General features: G+C 33.2%; 28 protein-coding genes. All 28 read right to left on the bottom strand.

Translation table 11 applies throughout. From position 1 onward, the window contains the following. Positions 1-19 precede the first annotated feature (19 nt). Complete coding sequence (locus tag CW731_RS14910; protein WP_100947470.1) at positions 20-1,012, bottom strand: DNA-directed RNA polymerase subunit alpha; 993 nt, start codon at positions 1,010-1,012, stop codon at positions 20-22. Between the two features lie 93 nt (positions 1,013-1,105). After that, entirely contained in the window at positions 1,106-1,711 is a 606-nt protein-coding gene (gene rpsD / locus CW731_RS14905) for a 30S ribosomal protein S4 (RefSeq protein ID WP_100947469.1), read from the bottom strand. Positions 1,712-1,792: 81 nt separating this feature from the next. Then, positions 1,793-2,176 (bottom strand): 30S ribosomal protein S11, encoded by a 384-nt coding sequence (rpsK, locus tag CW731_RS14900; RefSeq protein WP_100947468.1) that lies wholly within the window; start codon positions 2,174-2,176, stop codon positions 1,793-1,795. Between the two features lie 78 nt (positions 2,177-2,254). Continuing rightward, positions 2,255-2,620 carry a 30S ribosomal protein S13 gene (gene rpsM, locus CW731_RS14895; RefSeq protein ID WP_100947467.1) on the bottom strand — a complete coding sequence of 122 codons (366 nt, stop codon included), beginning with the start codon at positions 2,618-2,620 and terminating at the stop codon, positions 2,255-2,257. Next, on the bottom strand, positions 2,620-2,736 hold the full coding sequence (gene ykgO / locus CW731_RS14890) for a type B 50S ribosomal protein L36 (RefSeq protein WP_004568720.1): 117 nt from the start codon (positions 2,734-2,736) through the stop codon (positions 2,620-2,622). The genes rpsM and ykgO overlap by 1 nt, the downstream gene beginning before the upstream one ends. 16 nt (positions 2,737-2,752) lie before the next feature. Beyond that, positions 2,753-2,968 (bottom strand): translation initiation factor IF-1, encoded by a 216-nt coding sequence (gene infA, locus CW731_RS14885; RefSeq protein WP_004568721.1) that lies wholly within the window; start codon positions 2,966-2,968, stop codon positions 2,753-2,755. A 1-nt stretch (position 2,969) separates the two neighbouring features. Next, positions 2,970-4,292 (bottom strand): preprotein translocase subunit SecY, encoded by a 1,323-nt coding sequence (gene secY, locus CW731_RS14880; protein ID WP_100947466.1) that lies wholly within the window; start codon positions 4,290-4,292, stop codon positions 2,970-2,972. A 13-nt stretch (positions 4,293-4,305) separates the two neighbouring features. Further along, positions 4,306-4,755, bottom strand: a complete 450-nt coding sequence (gene rplO, locus CW731_RS14875) for a 50S ribosomal protein L15 (protein ID WP_100947465.1) — start codon at positions 4,753-4,755, stop codon at positions 4,306-4,308. 13 nt (positions 4,756-4,768) lie between these two features. Then, a complete protein-coding gene (gene rpmD, locus CW731_RS14870) occupies positions 4,769-4,951 on the bottom strand; it encodes a 50S ribosomal protein L30 (protein WP_100947464.1) in 183 nt (60 codons plus the stop codon). Positions 4,952-4,962: 11 nt separating this feature from the next. After that, positions 4,963-5,487 carry a 30S ribosomal protein S5 gene (gene rpsE / locus CW731_RS14865; RefSeq protein ID WP_100947463.1) on the bottom strand — a complete coding sequence of 175 codons (525 nt, stop codon included), beginning with the start codon at positions 5,485-5,487 and terminating at the stop codon, positions 4,963-4,965. Positions 5,488-5,490: 3 nt separating this feature from the next. Further along, on the bottom strand, positions 5,491-5,841 hold the full coding sequence (gene rplR / locus CW731_RS14860; protein ID WP_100947462.1) for a 50S ribosomal protein L18: 351 nt from the start codon (positions 5,839-5,841) through the stop codon (positions 5,491-5,493). Positions 5,842-5,853: 12 nt separating this feature from the next. After that, positions 5,854-6,399 (bottom strand): 50S ribosomal protein L6, encoded by a 546-nt coding sequence (gene rplF, locus CW731_RS14855; protein ID WP_100947461.1) that lies wholly within the window; start codon positions 6,397-6,399, stop codon positions 5,854-5,856. Between the two features lie 10 nt (positions 6,400-6,409). Then, positions 6,410-6,808 (bottom strand): 30S ribosomal protein S8, encoded by a 399-nt coding sequence (gene rpsH, locus CW731_RS14850; protein WP_100947460.1) that lies wholly within the window; start codon positions 6,806-6,808, stop codon positions 6,410-6,412. Between the two features lie 162 nt (positions 6,809-6,970). Then, a complete protein-coding gene (rpsN, locus tag CW731_RS14845) occupies positions 6,971-7,240 on the bottom strand; it encodes a 30S ribosomal protein S14 (protein WP_100947459.1) in 270 nt (89 codons plus the stop codon). Between the two features lie 3 nt (positions 7,241-7,243). Continuing rightward, the gene (rplE, locus tag CW731_RS14840) at positions 7,244-7,795 is read right to left on the bottom strand and encodes a 50S ribosomal protein L5 (RefSeq protein WP_100947458.1); all 552 of its coding nucleotides are present in this window, start codon (positions 7,793-7,795) and stop codon (positions 7,244-7,246) included. Between the two features lie 8 nt (positions 7,796-7,803). Next, positions 7,804-8,106, bottom strand: coding sequence for a 50S ribosomal protein L24 (gene rplX / locus CW731_RS14835; RefSeq protein WP_100947457.1), 303 nt, complete (start codon positions 8,104-8,106; stop codon positions 7,804-7,806). A 12-nt stretch (positions 8,107-8,118) separates the two neighbouring features. Beyond that, on the bottom strand, positions 8,119-8,487 hold the full coding sequence (gene rplN, locus CW731_RS14830; protein WP_004568733.1) for a 50S ribosomal protein L14: 369 nt from the start codon (positions 8,485-8,487) through the stop codon (positions 8,119-8,121). Position 8,488: 1 nt separating this feature from the next. Further along, on the bottom strand, positions 8,489-8,746 hold the full coding sequence (rpsQ, locus tag CW731_RS14825; protein ID WP_018943599.1) for a 30S ribosomal protein S17: 258 nt from the start codon (positions 8,744-8,746) through the stop codon (positions 8,489-8,491). A gap of 20 nt (positions 8,747-8,766) precedes the next feature. Then, the gene (gene rpmC, locus CW731_RS14820; RefSeq protein ID WP_100947456.1) at positions 8,767-8,958 is read right to left on the bottom strand and encodes a 50S ribosomal protein L29; all 192 of its coding nucleotides are present in this window, start codon (positions 8,956-8,958) and stop codon (positions 8,767-8,769) included. Positions 8,959-8,969: 11 nt separating this feature from the next. Continuing rightward, positions 8,970-9,401, bottom strand: coding sequence for a 50S ribosomal protein L16 (rplP, locus tag CW731_RS14815; RefSeq protein WP_100947455.1), 432 nt, complete (start codon positions 9,399-9,401; stop codon positions 8,970-8,972). 22 nt (positions 9,402-9,423) lie between these two features. Next, positions 9,424-10,152: a 30S ribosomal protein S3 gene (gene rpsC / locus CW731_RS14810; protein ID WP_036783605.1), complete on the bottom strand. Its 729-nt coding sequence runs from the start codon at positions 10,150-10,152 to the stop codon at positions 9,424-9,426. 2 nt (positions 10,153-10,154) lie between these two features. Beyond that, entirely contained in the window at positions 10,155-10,568 is a 414-nt protein-coding gene (gene rplV, locus CW731_RS14805) for a 50S ribosomal protein L22 (protein WP_100947454.1), read from the bottom strand. A gap of 6 nt (positions 10,569-10,574) precedes the next feature. Continuing rightward, positions 10,575-10,853 carry a 30S ribosomal protein S19 gene (rpsS, locus tag CW731_RS14800; RefSeq protein WP_015482224.1) on the bottom strand — a complete coding sequence of 93 codons (279 nt, stop codon included), beginning with the start codon at positions 10,851-10,853 and terminating at the stop codon, positions 10,575-10,577. A gap of 6 nt (positions 10,854-10,859) precedes the next feature. Next, positions 10,860-11,684, bottom strand: coding sequence for a 50S ribosomal protein L2 (gene rplB, locus CW731_RS14795; protein WP_100947453.1), 825 nt, complete (start codon positions 11,682-11,684; stop codon positions 10,860-10,862). Between the two features lie 12 nt (positions 11,685-11,696). Further along, complete coding sequence (gene rplW / locus CW731_RS14790; protein WP_100947452.1) at positions 11,697-11,987, bottom strand: 50S ribosomal protein L23; 291 nt, start codon at positions 11,985-11,987, stop codon at positions 11,697-11,699. Between the two features lie 9 nt (positions 11,988-11,996). Further along, positions 11,997-12,626 carry a 50S ribosomal protein L4 gene (rplD, locus tag CW731_RS14785; protein ID WP_100947451.1) on the bottom strand — a complete coding sequence of 210 codons (630 nt, stop codon included), beginning with the start codon at positions 12,624-12,626 and terminating at the stop codon, positions 11,997-11,999. Next, on the bottom strand, positions 12,626-13,243 hold the full coding sequence (gene rplC / locus CW731_RS14780; protein ID WP_100947450.1) for a 50S ribosomal protein L3: 618 nt from the start codon (positions 13,241-13,243) through the stop codon (positions 12,626-12,628). Before rplC ends, rplD begins: the two co-directional genes overlap by 1 nt. Positions 13,244-13,533: 290 nt before the next feature. Continuing rightward, positions 13,534-13,839, bottom strand: coding sequence for a 30S ribosomal protein S10 (gene rpsJ / locus CW731_RS14775; protein ID WP_075342599.1), 306 nt, complete (start codon positions 13,837-13,839; stop codon positions 13,534-13,536). Positions 13,840-13,853 lie beyond the last annotated feature (14 nt).

The following is a 13,853-nucleotide window of genomic DNA, read 5'->3' as shown; positions in this document are numbered from 1 at the left end:
AGGAGCAAAATATGAAAAATTAATCTCTATCTAATTTGTATTTACTTAAATCCATTCCAAAACTTAACCCTTTAACAATAACTAACTCTTCTAGTTCTGTTAATGATTTTTTACCAAAGTTTCTAAATTTCATTAAATCACTTTTATTAAAAGAAACTAAATCTCCTAATGTATCTACTTCTGCAGCCTTTAAACAATTTAAAGCTCTTACAGATAAATCCATATCGATTAATCTAGTTTTTAATAATTGACGCATATGTAATGATTCTTCATCATATGTTTCTGTCTGTGCAATTTCATCTGCCTCTAAAGTGATACGCTCATCAGAGAATAACATAAAGTGGTGGATTAAAATTTTTGCAGCTTCAGTTAATGCATCTTTAGGATTGATTGATCCATCAGTATCGATATCGAAAACTAATTTTTCATAATCCGTTTTTTGTTCTACACGAAAATTTTCGATTGTATACTTTACATTCTTAATTGGCGTGTAAATAGAATCTGTAAAGATTGTTCCTATTGGAGCAGAAGCTTTTTTATTTTCCTCTGCAGGTACAAATCCTCTACCCTTTTCTATAGTAATTTCTGCATTTAACTTTACAGACTTATCCATATTACAGATTACTAAATCTGGATTCAATACTTGAAAACCAGAAATAAATTTCTGTAAATCTCCAGCAGTAAACTGCTCTTGACCAGAAACAGAGATAGAAACAGTCTCTCTATCAGTTTCTTCTATTTGTTTCTTAAAACGAACTTGTTTTAAGTTTAAGATAATTTCTGTAACGTCTTCAACAACACCAGAAACAGTAGAAAATTCATGCTCTACACCATCAACTCTTAACGATGTAATTGCAAATCCCTCTAAAGAAGATAAAAGTACTCTTCTTAAAGCATTTCCTACAGTTAAACCAAAACCTGGTTCTAGAGGTCTGAATTCGAATCTACCTGAAAAATCAGTAGATTCAATCATTATTACTTTATCGGGCTTTTGAAAATTTAAAATTGCCATTTTCTTCGTTTTAATTGTGTTTCAGTTGCGCGGTTTATAAGTGTGAAGAAACACTTATAAACCCTTTGGCTGAATCTCAATATGATTAATTTATTACTTAGAATATAATTCTACGATTAATTGTTCTTTGATGTTTTCTGGAATTTGTAATCTAGCAGGTACTTTTACAAAAGTTCCTTCTTTTTTATCTGTGTTCCAAGTTAACCATTCAAAGACATTGTTTGTAGATGCTAATGCATCATCAATAGCCTGTAAAGATTTAGATTTCTCTCTTACAGCAACAACGTCCCCTTCTTTTAATCTGAAAGATGGTACATTCACTAATTCTCCGTTAACAGTAATATGTCTGTGAGAAACTAATTGACGTGCTCCACTTCTAGATTTAGAAACTCCCATTCTGTAAACAACGTTATCTAAACGAGATTCACATAATTGTAATAAGATTTCACCAGTAATCCCTTGAGAAGATGATGCATCTTTAAATAAGTTTCTAAACTGACGTTCTAAAATACCATAAGTATATTTAGCTTTTTGCTTCTCCATTAACTGAGTAGCATATTCAGATTTTTTTCCTCTTCTTCTTGCATTTCCATGCTGTCCTGGAGGGTAATTTCTTTTTTCGAAGTTCTTGTCTTCTCCAAAAATCGCTTCACCAAACTTACGAGCAATTTTAGTTTTTGGTCCTGTATATCTTGCCATTTCTTTTGTGTTATAGATGGGGATTATGAATTAAGGCTTTCTCCTTCGATAATCTGATTCCCATCAAGTTAAAATATTTAATTATACTCTTCTTCTTTTCGGAGGACGACATCCATTGTGAGGAATTGGCGTAACATCAATAATTTCTGTTACTTCAATACCTGCATTATGGATAGACCTTATAGCAGATTCTCTACCATTTCCTGGTCCTTTTACATAAACTTTTACTTTACGTAAACCTGCTTCTTTAGCAACGTTTGCACAATCTTCTGCTGCTAATTGAGCTGCATATGGAGTATTCTTTTTAGAACCTCTAAAACCCATTTTACCTGCAGATGACCATGAAATTACATCACCTTTTTTATTTGTTAAAGAAATAATAATGTTGTTAAAAGATGCAGTTACATGCGCTTCTCCAACAGCTTCAATTATTACTTTACGTTTTTTTGAACTTGCTTTTGCCATAATTATTCAGTTTTAGTAATTTAGTTTTCTAATTACATAGTATTTAGACTATTATTAGATCTTTATTACTTGTCTAACTTATTTTTTCTTGTTAGCTACAGTTTTTCTCTTACCTTTTCTTGTACGAGAATTGTTCTTAGTTCTTTGTCCTCTTAAAGGAAGGCCAAGTCTATGACGAATTCCTCTTTGACAACCGATATCCATCAAACGTTTGATGTTTACCTGAACTTCAGAACGTAATTCTCCTTCGATTGTAAAAGATCCAACTTGTTCTCTAATTGCAGCGATCTGATCATCCGTCCAATCTTGAACTTTAATACTCTCGTCTACTTTTGCTTCTGCTAAAACTTTTTTAGCTCTGCTGCTTCCAATACCAAAGATGTAAGTTAAAGCAATAACCCCTCTTTTATTCTTTGGAATATCAATACCTGCTATTCTTGCCATTACCCTTGTCTTTGTTTAAATCTAGGATTTTGTTTATTAATTACGTATAATCTACCTTTTCTGCGAACTATTTTGCAGTCGGCACTTCTCTTTTTAACTGATGCTCTAACTTTCATCTGTTTCGTTTTGTTTTTAGTATCTGTAAGTAATTCTTGCTTTTGATAAATCGTATGGACTCATTTCTAGTTTCACCTTATCTCCTGGTAATAATTTGATATAATGCATACGCATTTTACCTGAAATGTGTGCCGTTACAATATGTCCATTTTCTAATTCCACACGAAACATGGCATTTGATAATGCTTCTGTAATTGTTCCGTCTTGTTGAATTGCTGATTGCTTAGCCATATTATTTATTCGATTTTCTATTGCTGTTTCCCGCTTTCATTAAACCATCATAATGATTGTTTAGTAAATACGAATTTATTTGTTGCATTGTATCAATTGCTACACCTACCATAATGATTAATGATGTACCTCCGTAAAACATTGCCCAACCTTGTTGCACTCCAAACTGAACTACAATTGCTGGTAAAATTGACAATGCAGCTAAGAATAATGATCCTGGGAACGTTATTCTAGATAATACACTATCTAATCTATCTGCAGTATCCTTACCGGGTCTAATTCCAGGTATAAAACCACCACTTCTTTTTAAATCTTCAGCCATCTTATTCGTTGGAATTGTAATTGCTGTATAGAAATAACTAAAAATGATAATTAACAATGCAAAAATAACATTATACTGCCAACCATTAGGGTCTGTTAAACCAACTAATGCAGGAAACTTTTGCCCTAAAGCTAAAGGTAAAAACATTATTGCTTGTGCAAATATAATTGGCATAACACCTGCTGCATTCAACTTCAAAGGAATGTAATCTCTTGAACCTGCCACATTTTGTGTATTACCTGCAACTGTTCTTCTTGCATATTGTACTGCAATTTTACGAACAGCAGTTACCAATAAGACAGTTAATAAAATTACTACAAACCAAACGATAATTTCAATTAAAACCATCATAATACCTCCCGCACCAGCATTTGTTGTTTTAGAAACAAATTCTTGCAAAAATGCTGCTGGAAAATTAGCGATAATACCTACAGTAATTAGTAAGGATATACCATTACCAACTCCTTTATCTGTAATACGCTCACCTAACCACATTGCAAAAATTGTTCCTGCAGTTAAGATAATGATTGAAGAAATCCAAAAAGTGATACCACTTACTAAGAAAGCTTCTGGTGGTAAGTTAAATTGGGTTTTAATAGCTGTAATATAAGTTGGTGCTTGCACCAAAGTAATAACTATTGTTAACCATCTTGTAATTTGTGTAATTTTCTTTCTACCACTTTCTCCATCTTTCTGTAGCTTTTGTAAATAAGGAACCGCAATTCCCATTAACTGAACCACAATAGATGCAGAAATGTATGGCATTATACCAAGTGCCATTACTGACGCCCTAGCAAATGCCCCACCTGTAAATGCATTCAATAATCCTAAAAGACCTCCAGATGTACTCTCTTTTAAAGCAGATAACTGTAATGGATCTATTCCAGGTAATGGAACAGAAGCCATAAAACGGTATACCGCAATTAAACCGATAGTAAGAAGAATTTTGTTCTTTAATTCTTCAATTTTGAAAATATCTTTTAGCGTATTAATAAATTTCATCATTTACGTGTTCTTATAAAGTAACAACCTCACCTCCAGCTGCTTCGATAGCTGCTTTTGCTGTTGCTGTAAATTTATGTACAGTTATATTTAATTTAGCTTTTAACTCTCCGTTACCTAATATTTTAACTAGGTCATTCTTGCCTGCTAATCTATTAGCTATTAAAATATCTAAACTTACTGTATCTGTTATTTTTCCACTGTCTACTAAAGATTGTAATTTATCTAAGTTGATTCCTTGATATTCCTTACGGTTTATGTTTGTGAAACCAAATTTAGGTACACGTCTTTGAAGCGGCATTTGTCCTCCTTCAAATCCAATCTTTTTAGAATAACCAGAACGAGATTTCTGTCCATTGTGACCTCTTGTAGCGGTACCACCTTTTCCAGATCCTTCACCTCTTGCAATTCTTTTTCCTTTTTTAATGGAACCTTCTGCTGGTGTTAAATTGTGTAAACTCATTTTTTTATAAATCTTATTTAATTTCTTCGAAAGAAACTAAGTGTTTAATTGTATTTACCATACCTACTATAGAAGGAGTTGCCTCATGTTCTACAGTCTGGTTCATTTTACGTAAACCTAATGCTTCTAAAGTTCTTTTTTGACTCTGTAGACGCCCGATTTGACTTTTTACTTGTGTAACTTTGATTCTTGTCATCGTTCTTAGATTTATCCGTTAAATACTTTTTCTAAAGAAATACCTCTTTGTTTTGCTATTGCAGTTGCACTACGCAATTGTAATAATGCATTAAAAGTAGCTTTCACTGCATTGTGAGGATTAGAAGAACCTTGAGATTTAGATAATACATCATGAATTCCAACAGATTCTAATACTATACGAACAGCACCACCGGCAATAACTCCTGTACCAGGAGAGGCAGGTTTAATGAATATTTTTGCTCCACCAAACTTACCTTTTTGCTCATGAGGTAATGTTCCTTCTAAAATAGGTATTCTTACTAAATTTTTCTTTGCGTCTTCAATTGCTTTTGCAATTGCTGAAGCAACATCTTTAGATTTACCTAATCCATGACCAACAACACCGTTACCATCTCCTACAACAACAATTGCAGAGAAACCAAATGCTCTACCACCTTTTGTAACTTTGGTAACACGTTGTACACCTACTAATTTATCTACAAGCTCTAACCCACTTGGCTTAACTCTTTCTACGTTTTTATAACCTTGCATAATTTCTTAAAATTTTAAACCAGATTCTCTTGCAGCTTCTGCTAATACTTTAACTCTACCATGGTATAAATAACCATTTCTATCGAAAGCAACTTTCTCTAACCCTGCTTTTGTAGCTTTTTCTGCAATCGCTTTACCTACTGCTGTAGCTGCTTCGATTTTAGAACTTGCTTTTATATCTTTATCTCTAGATGAAGCTGAAGCTAATGTTACTCCATTAACGTCGTCAACTATTTGAGCGTAAATTTCTTTATTACTTCTATAAACCGATAACCTTGGTTTAGTAGCAGTACCAGAAATAATTTTTCTGATTCTACGTTTAATTCTAGCTCTTCTTTGTAGCTTTGATAATGCCATATTGCTATATTATTATGCAGATTTACCTGCTTTTCTTCTTAATAATTCACCAACAAACTTCACACCTTTCCCTTTATAAGGCTCTGGTGCTCTGAAAGAACGAATCTTTGCAGCTATTTGACCAACTAACTGTTTGTCAAATGAAGATAATTTAATGATCGGGTTTTTCCCTTTCTCAGATACTGTTTCAACTTTTACTTCTGGAGCTATTTCTAAAACAATATTATGAGAGAAACCTAAAGCTAAATCTAATTTTTGTCCTTGATTTGATGCTCTATAACCAACACCAACCAACTCTAAATCTTTAGTCCAGCCTTTACTTACACCTTCAATCATATTATTGATCAAAGCTCTCATTAAACCATGTTGTGCTTTATGGTTTTTACTTTCGGAAGCTCTATCTAAAGTGATAATACCATCCTCTATTTTTACTGTAATACCATCAGAAATTGTTTGAGTTAACTCTCCTAATTTTCCTTTAACGGTTACAACATTGTCTTTTATGTTTACATCTACACCTTGTGAAATGCTAACGGGATTTTTTCCTATTCTACTCATTTCCTAAAAATTAATAAACATAACATAAAACTTCTCCTCCAACATTTTCAAGACGTGCTTTTTTGTTTGTCATCACACCTTTCGATGTTGAAACAATAGCAATTCCTAATCCGTTTAATACTCTTGGCATCTCTGTAGAGCCAACATATTTACGTAAACCAGGTGTACTAATTCGTTGAATTTTTCTAATTACTGACTCTTTTGTTTCTCTTTCATACTTTAAAGCTATCTTAATAGTCCCTTGAACTTTATCGTCATTGAACTGGTAACTTAAAATAAATCCTTGATCAAACAAAATTTTAGTCATTTCCTTCTTCAAGTTTGAAGCTGGAATTTCCACTACTCTGTGTCCTGCAGCGATTGCATTTCTTACTCTAGTAAGAAAATCCGCGATTGGATCTGTATACATACTTATTTATATTGCGATTACGGTTTTCAATTATCTCTATTTATGCTACAGATTTCTCTGTGATAATTGAACCTATAATCAGTTAAAATTCTTATACTCAAAAAAAATAGAGCGTGCAAATGTACACATTCTATTTTTAATTATTAGCTTTATTTTAAATTTCTACCAAGAAGCTTTTTTTACTCCTGGTATTAATCCTTGATTTGCCATTTCTCTAAACGTAACACGAGATAAACCAAATTGTCTCATATATCCTTTTGGACGTCCAGTTAATTTACATCTGTTATGTAATCTTACTGGTGATGCATTTTTTGGTAATTTCTGTAATGCTTCATAATCTCCAGCTTCTTTTAAAGCTTTTCTTTTTTCAGCATACTTTGCTACAGTACGTTCTCTCTTGCGCTCACGCGCTTTCATTGATTCTTTAGCCATTTCTTAATTTTTTTTGAATGGTAAACCTAATTCGCCTAACAATGACTTCGCTTCCTTATCAGTATTTGCAGATGTTACAAATGTAATATCCATACCGTTAATTTTTTTAACTTGGTCAATGTTAATCTCTGGGTAAATGATTTGTTCAGTAATTCCTAAATTGTAATTACCTCTTCCATCAAATCCGTTTGCTTTTATACCGTTAAAGTCTCTTACACGTGGTAAAGAAGCTGTAACTAATCTATCTAAAAACTCATACATCTTATCACCTCTTAACGTAACTTTTACACCAATTGGCATACCTTTACGTAATTTAAATGACGCAACATCCTTTTTAGACATTGTAGATATAGCCTTCTGACCTGTAATTTTAGTCAACTCTTCTAAAGCGTAATCTATTAATTTCTTATCTGCAATTGCAGCACCAACACCTTTAGAAACAACAATTTTTTCTAATTTAGGCACTTGCATTACATTCTTGTAACTGAATTCTTCAGTAAGAGCTTTAACAACTCTTTCTTTGTATTCTGATTTTAATCTTGGTACGTAACTCATGATTATTCTTATTTTTTAGTTTTTTTAGAGACTCTAGTTTTAGTATCTCCATCAACCTGATAACCTACTCTTACAGCTACACCTTCATCTACTAACATTACATTAGATATGTGAAGCGAAGCTTCTTTCTTTACAATACCACCTTGAGGACTTTGTGCACTAGGTTTGGTGTGCTTAGAAACTAAGTTTACACCTTCTACTAATACTCTATCTTTGTCTTTAATGATTTGTAAAACCTTTCCTTCAGATCCTTTATGATCTCCTGCAATTACTTTTACAGTATCTCCTGATTTTATTTTAAACTTCTTCATTTTATTATAATGTTAAAGCACTTCAGGTGCTAATGATACTATTTTCATGAATTGTTTCTCACGAAGTTCACGCGCAACAGGTCCAAATACACGTGTTCCTCTCATTTCCTCTGTAGGATTTAAAAGCACACAAGCATTATCATCAAATCTAATATAAGATCCGTCTTTACGTCTCACTTCTTTCTTTGTTCTTACAACAACTGCTCTAGATACTTGACCTTTTTTTACAGTTCCGTTAGGAGTTGCAGATTTAACAGATACAACAATCTTGTCTCCAATACTTGCGTAACGTTTTCTTGTTCCTCCTAAAACTCTAATCACTAAAACCTCTTTGGCCCCAGTATTATCTGCTACTTTTAATCTTGATTCTGTCTGTAACATATTATTTAGCTCTTTCTAGGATTTCTACTAATCTCCAACGTTTAGATTTACTCATAGGTCTTGTTTCCATGATTCTAACAGTATCTCCTTCGTTGCAATCATTCTTTTCGTCGTGTGCAACGTACTTCTTAGTCTTTAATACGAACTTTCCGTACATTGGGTGCTTTACTCTTTTAGTTTCAGCGACAACAATAGATTTTTCCATTTTGTTACTAGAAACAACACCAATTCTCTCTTTTCTAAGATTTCTTTTTTCCATCTTTAAAACTGACTATAGAATTATTGTAATTCTCTTTTTGTTAATTCTGTTGCAATTCTTGCTACAGTTCTTCTTAAACCTCTCAATTGCAATGGATTCTCCAAAGGAGTTATTGCGTGAGCCATTTTAAGATCAGTATAATTCTTTTGCAACGCTCCAAGCTTCTCATTAAGATCTGCTATAGATAATTCTTTTACTTCTGATTGTTTCATTCTATTCCGAATTAAGCGTTAATATCAAAATCTCTTGCTACTACAAACTTCGTTCTTACAGGAAGTTTTTGAGCTGCTAAACGTAAAGCTTCTTTTGCAACATCCATTGGTACACCACCAATTTCAAACAAAATTCTACCTGGTTTAATAACTGCAACAAAATGATCTGGTGCCCCTTTACCCTTACCCATACGTACCTCTAAAGGTTTCTTAGTGATAGGTTTGTCTGGAAATATTTTAATCCATAACTGACCTTCTCTTTTCATATGACGAGTTGCCGCGATACGAGCTGCTTCAATTTGACGTGAAGTTAATAAGTTCTGGTCTATAGATTTTATACCAAACATTCCATTAGAAAGTTGATTTCCTCTACCTGAAATACCAGTCATATTTCCTTTCGCCTTCTGTACCTTACGGTATTTTACTCTTTTTGGCTGTAACATTTTTAATTTCTAATTTTAAAAATTATTTTCTTCTACGAGGTTGCGGTCTTTTTCCTCTATCTCCACCACCTTTATTACCACCAGATTGTTTTTTAGACAAACCAACTAATGGTGATAACTCTCTTTTACCATATACCTCACCTTTCATAATCCATACTTTAATACCTAATCTTCCATAGGTAGTATGAGCTTCAACAAGTGAATAATCAATATCTGCTCTAAACGTAGAAAGAGGTATTCTTCCTTCTTTAAAATGCTCTGAACGTGCCATTTCTGCTCCATTTAAACGACCTGAAATTTGAATTTTAATTCCTTCAGCATTCATTCTCATTGTAGCTTGTATAGCCATTTTGATAGCTCTCTTGTAAGAAATTCTATTTTCAATTTGACGAGCAACACTAGTTGCTACTAATCTAGAATCCAACTCTGGACGTTTGATTTCAAAAATATTAATTTGAACCTCTTTACCTGTAATTTTTTTAAGCTCTTCTTTTAACTTGTCTACTTCCTGACCACCTTTCCCAATAATAATACCAGGTCTTGCAGTAGTAATAGTAACGGTTACAAGTTTTAAAGTACGCTCTATAATTACACGAGAAACACTTGCTTTAGATAATCTAGCATGAATATACTCTCTTATCTTATAATCTTCAGCAATTTTATCTCCGTAGTCATTTCCACCGTACCAGTTAGATTCCCAACCTCTGATGATTCCTAAACGATTTCCAATTGGATTTGTTTTTTGTCCCATTTCTACTTTGCTTGATTACTTAAATTTTTAGCACCTAACTCTAAAGTAACGTGATTAGAACGCTTACGAATTCTATGAGCACGCCCTTGAGGAGCTGGTCTTAATCTTTTTAACATTCCTGCGCTATCTACACATATAGTTTTTACAAATAACCCAGCTTCTTCAATTGCTGCATCTTCATTCTTAGCTTGCCAATTTGCAATTGCAGACAATAACAATTTTTCTAAGTTTATAGATGCTTCTTTTGGACTGAACTTTAAGATTTGTAAAGCTTTTTCAACTTCAACTCCTCTTACTTGATCTGCTACTAAACGCATTTTCCTTGGTGACGTAGGACAGTTAGTAAGCTTAGCAAAAGCACGATGCTTTCTAGCTTCCTTTAACTGATCTGCCATATTTTTTTTACGAACTCCCATAGCCTACTATTTTTTACCTTTATTTTTTGCACCTGCATGTCCTCTAAAAGAACGTGTTGGTGAAAATTCGCCTAATTTATGCCCTACCATGTTTTCTGTAACATATACTGGTACAAACTGACGTCCATTATGAACAGCAATTGTTTGACCAACGAAATCTGGAGTAATCATACTTGCTCTAGACCAAGTTTTAATTACTGTTTTATTACCAGCTTCTACATTAGCTAACACTTTTTTCTCTAATTTATAGTGAACGTAAGGTCCTTTTTTTAATGATCTTGCCATAACTTATTATTTCTTTCTACGTTCTAAAATATACTTATTACTAGCTTTGGTTTTAGACCTAGTCTTAAATCCTTTTGCAGGAATACCATTTCTAGATCTTGGATGACCTCCAGAAGCACGTCCTTCACCACCACCCATTGGGTGATCTACAGGATTCATTCTTACTGCATTAACTCTTGGTCTTCTACCTAACCATCTAGATCTACCAGCTTTACCTGAAACAAGTAATTGATGATCTGAATTAGATACAACTCCAATTGTAGCCATACAAGTTAACAAGATATATCTTGTTTCACCAGAAGGTAGTTTCACAGTAGCATACTTACTTTCTTTAGCTAATAATTGAGCAAAAGAACCAGCTGAACGAGCCATTACAGCACCTTGACCTGGACGCAACTCAATACAAGAAATTGTAGTTCCTAAAGGAATTTCACTTAAAAGCATTCCATTTCCAATTTCTGGTTTAATACCTTCTCCTGAAACGATTACTTGACCTACTTTTAAACCGTTCTGTGCTATTACATAACGTTTTTCACCATCAGCATAACTAAGTAAAGCGATAAACGCAGTACGATTTGGATCGTACTCTATAGTTTTTACTGTTGCAGGGATACCTTGTTTATCTCTTTTAAAATCGATAATACGATATTTTTGTTTATGACCTCCACCGATATTACGTGTAGTCATTCTTCCCTGATTGTTTCGACCTCCAGATCGTTTTTTCGGAGCAAGTAAACTTTTCTCCGGCTTATCAGTTGTTATGGTGTCGAACCCATTTACAACTCTAAAACGCTGACCTGGTGTTATTGGCTTTAATTTTCTAACTGACATTTTTGTCTTTTCTTAAAGATTGTTATAAAAATCAATACTTTCTCCCTCTGCTATCTGTACAATTGCTTTTTTGTACCCACTCTTAATACCAGTTACTAAACCTTTTTTAGTAAACTTAGTATTTCTTTGAATTGGGTAGTTTAAAGTTTTTACACTTAAAATAGAAACTCCGTAAGCTGCCTCAACAGCACCTTTAATTTCTAATTTATTAGCTTTCTTATCTACTACAAATGCATAACGATTAAATAATTCACTATCGTTTGTAGCTTTTTCCGTAATAATAGGTTTTATTAAAATACTCATTTTGATTCCCTATTTGCTTAAATTTGTGTTTATATCTTCTAAAGAACCTTCAGTAATCACAAGCTTATTCGTGTTTAAAACACCATAAGTATATAATTCAGAAGCTTTAATTACTTTAGATTTTTTTAAGTTACGTGATGATAAATACACATTTGCATTTTCACTACCTAACACAAACAATGATTTTTTTGTATCTAACTCTAACGCCTTTAAAACGTCTAAGAAATTTTTAGTTTTTGGAGTTTCAAAACTGAAATCTTCAATTACTATTACATTTTTATCATTTGCCTGAATACTTAAAGCTGACTTACGTGCTAAACGCTTTAAGTTTTTATTCAATTTAAAAGAATAATCTCTTGGTCTTGGTCCGAACATACGTCCTCCACCTCTAAAAACACCAGACTTGATAGAACCTGCTCTTGCAGTACCAGTTCCTTTTTGCTTTTTTATTTTTCTAGTTGAACCTGTAATTTCAGCTCTCTCTTTAGCTTTATGCGTTCCTTGACGTTGATTTGCCAAATACTGCTTAACATCTAAATAAATAGCGTGATCATTAGGCTCTATACCGAATACATCCTTAGAAAGCTCAACCTTTCTACCTGTATCTTTTCCTGTAATATCTAAAACTGCTACTTTCATTATTTCTGAATAGTTACAAAAGCATTTTTGTGTCCAGGAACTGCTCCTTTAACAACAAGTAAGTTCTTTTCAGCAACTACTTTTAATACTCTTAAGTTTTGTACTTTCACTTTATCTCCACCCATTCTACCTGCCATACGCATTCCTTTGAATACTCTTGCAGGATAAGATGCAGCACCAATTGAACCTGGAGCTCTTAAACGGTTGTGTTGACCGTGGGTTGCTTGACCAACACCAGCAAATCCATGACGTTTTACAACACCCTGAAAACCTTTACCTTTAGAAACACCAGAAACATCTACAAACTCACCTTCTTCAAAGTGACTTACAGATATAGAATCTCCTAATTTATACTCTCCTTCAAACCCTTGAAATTCAACGACTTTCTTCTTAGCAGTAGAGCCAGCCTTTTTAAAGTGCCCATCTAACGCTTTGTTAGAACTCTTTGCTTTTTTGTCATCGAAACCAAGCTGTAACGCATTGTAGCCGTCAACCTCTTCGGTTCTGACTTGGGTAACAACACAAGGACCTGCTTCGATTACTGTACAAGGAATATTCTTCCCGTTTTCATCAAATAAGCTGGTCATCCCAATCTTTCTTCCTATTAACCCAGACATTTAGTTAAAATTTTAGACGATAGATTTAATTATCCAGCGCGTCTATATTAATAATTTATTTTTCGAAACAATTGTTTCATTTTAGCCCTTTAAATTTCGACCAAAAAAAACAGCGCAAACAAATTCAACGCTGATTTTGTTTTTTTCCGTTTTTCCTTTGCGAAACGCTCTGGACATGTCACTATTTATGAATTAAACATCAAAAACAGTATCACCCTACTCTAATTCGGGTTGCAAAAGTATAAAAAACTTTCGGTTTAACAAAATTAAACCGAAAGTTAATATTTTACTTAAACTTTAATCTCAACTTCAACACCACTTGGTAACTCAAGTTTCATTAAAGCATCAATAGTTTTCGAAGAAGAACTATAGATGTCTAATAATCTTTTGTAAGCAGATAATTGAAATTGCTCTCTAGATTTCTTGTTTACGTGTGGAGAACGTAATACAGTAAAAATCTTTTTATGCGTTGGTAATGGTATTGGTCCGTTTACAACAGCTCCAGTACTTTTTACCGTCTTTACGATTTTTTCAGCAGATTTATCTACTAAATTGTAATCGTAAGACTTTAATTTAATTCTAATTTTTTGACTCATCTTATATTATTTAG

The sequence above is a fragment of the Polaribacter sp. ALD11 genome (assembly GCF_002831685.1).
Taxonomy (GTDB): Bacteria; Bacteroidota; Bacteroidia; order Flavobacteriales; family Flavobacteriaceae; genus Polaribacter.
The sequence above is the reverse complement of the archived record's forward strand: the minus strand, read 5'-3'. Positions and strand labels throughout refer to the sequence as shown.

Coding starts and splice junctions, on each gene's coding strand:
- CW731_RS14910 (WP_100947470.1), bottom strand. CDS start 1,012: ATGGCAATTTTAAATTTTCAAAAGCCCGATAAAGTAATAATGATTGAA.
- rpsD (WP_100947469.1), bottom strand. CDS start 1,711: ATGGCAAGATATACAGGACCAAAAACTAAAATTGCTCGTAAGTTTGGT.
- rpsK (WP_100947468.1), bottom strand. CDS start 2,176: ATGGCAAAAGCAAGTTCAAAAAAACGTAAAGTAATAATTGAAGCTGTT.
- rpsM (WP_100947467.1), bottom strand. CDS start 2,620: ATGGCAAGAATAGCAGGTATTGATATTCCAAAGAATAAAAGAGGGGTT.
- ykgO (WP_004568720.1), bottom strand. CDS start 2,736: ATGAAAGTTAGAGCATCAGTTAAAAAGAGAAGTGCCGACTGCAAAATA.
- infA (WP_004568721.1), bottom strand. CDS start 2,968: ATGGCTAAGCAATCAGCAATTCAACAAGACGGAACAATTACAGAAGCA.
- secY (WP_100947466.1), bottom strand. CDS start 4,292: ATGAAATTTATTAATACGCTAAAAGATATTTTCAAAATTGAAGAATTA.
- rplO (WP_100947465.1), bottom strand. CDS start 4,755: ATGAGTTTACACAATTTAACACCAGCAGAAGGTTCCATTAAAAAAGGA.
- rpmD (WP_100947464.1), bottom strand. CDS start 4,951: ATGACAAGAATCAAAGTTACACAAGTAAAAAGTCAAATCGGGCGTCTA.
- rplR (WP_100947462.1), bottom strand. CDS start 5,841: ATGGCATTATCAAAGCTACAAAGAAGAGCTAGAATTAAACGTAGAATC.
- rplF (WP_100947461.1), bottom strand. CDS start 6,399: ATGAGTAGAATAGGAAAAAATCCCGTTAGCATTTCACAAGGTGTAGAT.
- rpsH (WP_100947460.1), bottom strand. CDS start 6,808: ATGTATACAGATCCAATCGCGGATTTTCTTACTAGAGTAAGAAATGCA.
- rpsN (WP_100947459.1), bottom strand. CDS start 7,240: ATGGCTAAAGAATCAATGAAAGCGCGTGAGCGCAAGAGAGAACGTACT.
- rplE (WP_100947458.1), bottom strand. CDS start 7,795: ATGAGTTACGTACCAAGATTAAAATCAGAATACAAAGAAAGAGTTGTT.
- rplX (WP_100947457.1), bottom strand. CDS start 8,106: ATGAAGAAGTTTAAAATAAAATCAGGAGATACTGTAAAAGTAATTGCA.
- rplN (WP_004568733.1), bottom strand. CDS start 8,487: ATGTTACAGACAGAATCAAGATTAAAAGTAGCAGATAATACTGGGGCC.
- rpsQ (WP_018943599.1), bottom strand. CDS start 8,746: ATGGAAAAAAGAAATCTTAGAAAAGAGAGAATTGGTGTTGTTTCTAGT.
- rpmC (WP_100947456.1), bottom strand. CDS start 8,958: ATGAAACAATCAGAAGTAAAAGAATTATCTATAGCAGATCTTAATGAG.
- rplP (WP_100947455.1), bottom strand. CDS start 9,401: ATGTTACAGCCAAAAAGAGTAAAATACCGTAAGGTACAGAAGGCGAAA.
- rpsC (WP_036783605.1), bottom strand. CDS start 10,152: ATGGGACAAAAAACAAATCCAATTGGAAATCGTTTAGGAATCATCAGA.
- rplV (WP_100947454.1), bottom strand. CDS start 10,568: ATGGGAGTTCGTAAAAAAAATATGGCAGATCAGTTAAAGGAAGCTAGA.
- rpsS (WP_015482224.1), bottom strand. CDS start 10,853: ATGGCAAGATCATTAAAAAAAGGACCTTACGTTCACTATAAATTAGAG.
- rplB (WP_100947453.1), bottom strand. CDS start 11,684: ATGTCAGTTAGAAAATTAAAGCCAATAACACCAGGTCAGCGTTTTAGA.
- rplW (WP_100947452.1), bottom strand. CDS start 11,987: ATGAGTATTTTAATAAAACCTATTATTACGGAAAAAGCTACAAACGAT.
- rplD (WP_100947451.1), bottom strand. CDS start 12,626: ATGAAAGTAGCAGTTTTAGATATTACAGGAAAAGATACAGGTAGAAAG.
- rplC (WP_100947450.1), bottom strand. CDS start 13,243: ATGTCTGGGTTAATAGGAAGAAAGATTGGGATGACCAGCTTATTTGAT.
- rpsJ (WP_075342599.1), bottom strand. CDS start 13,839: ATGAGTCAAAAAATTAGAATTAAATTAAAGTCTTACGATTACAATTTA.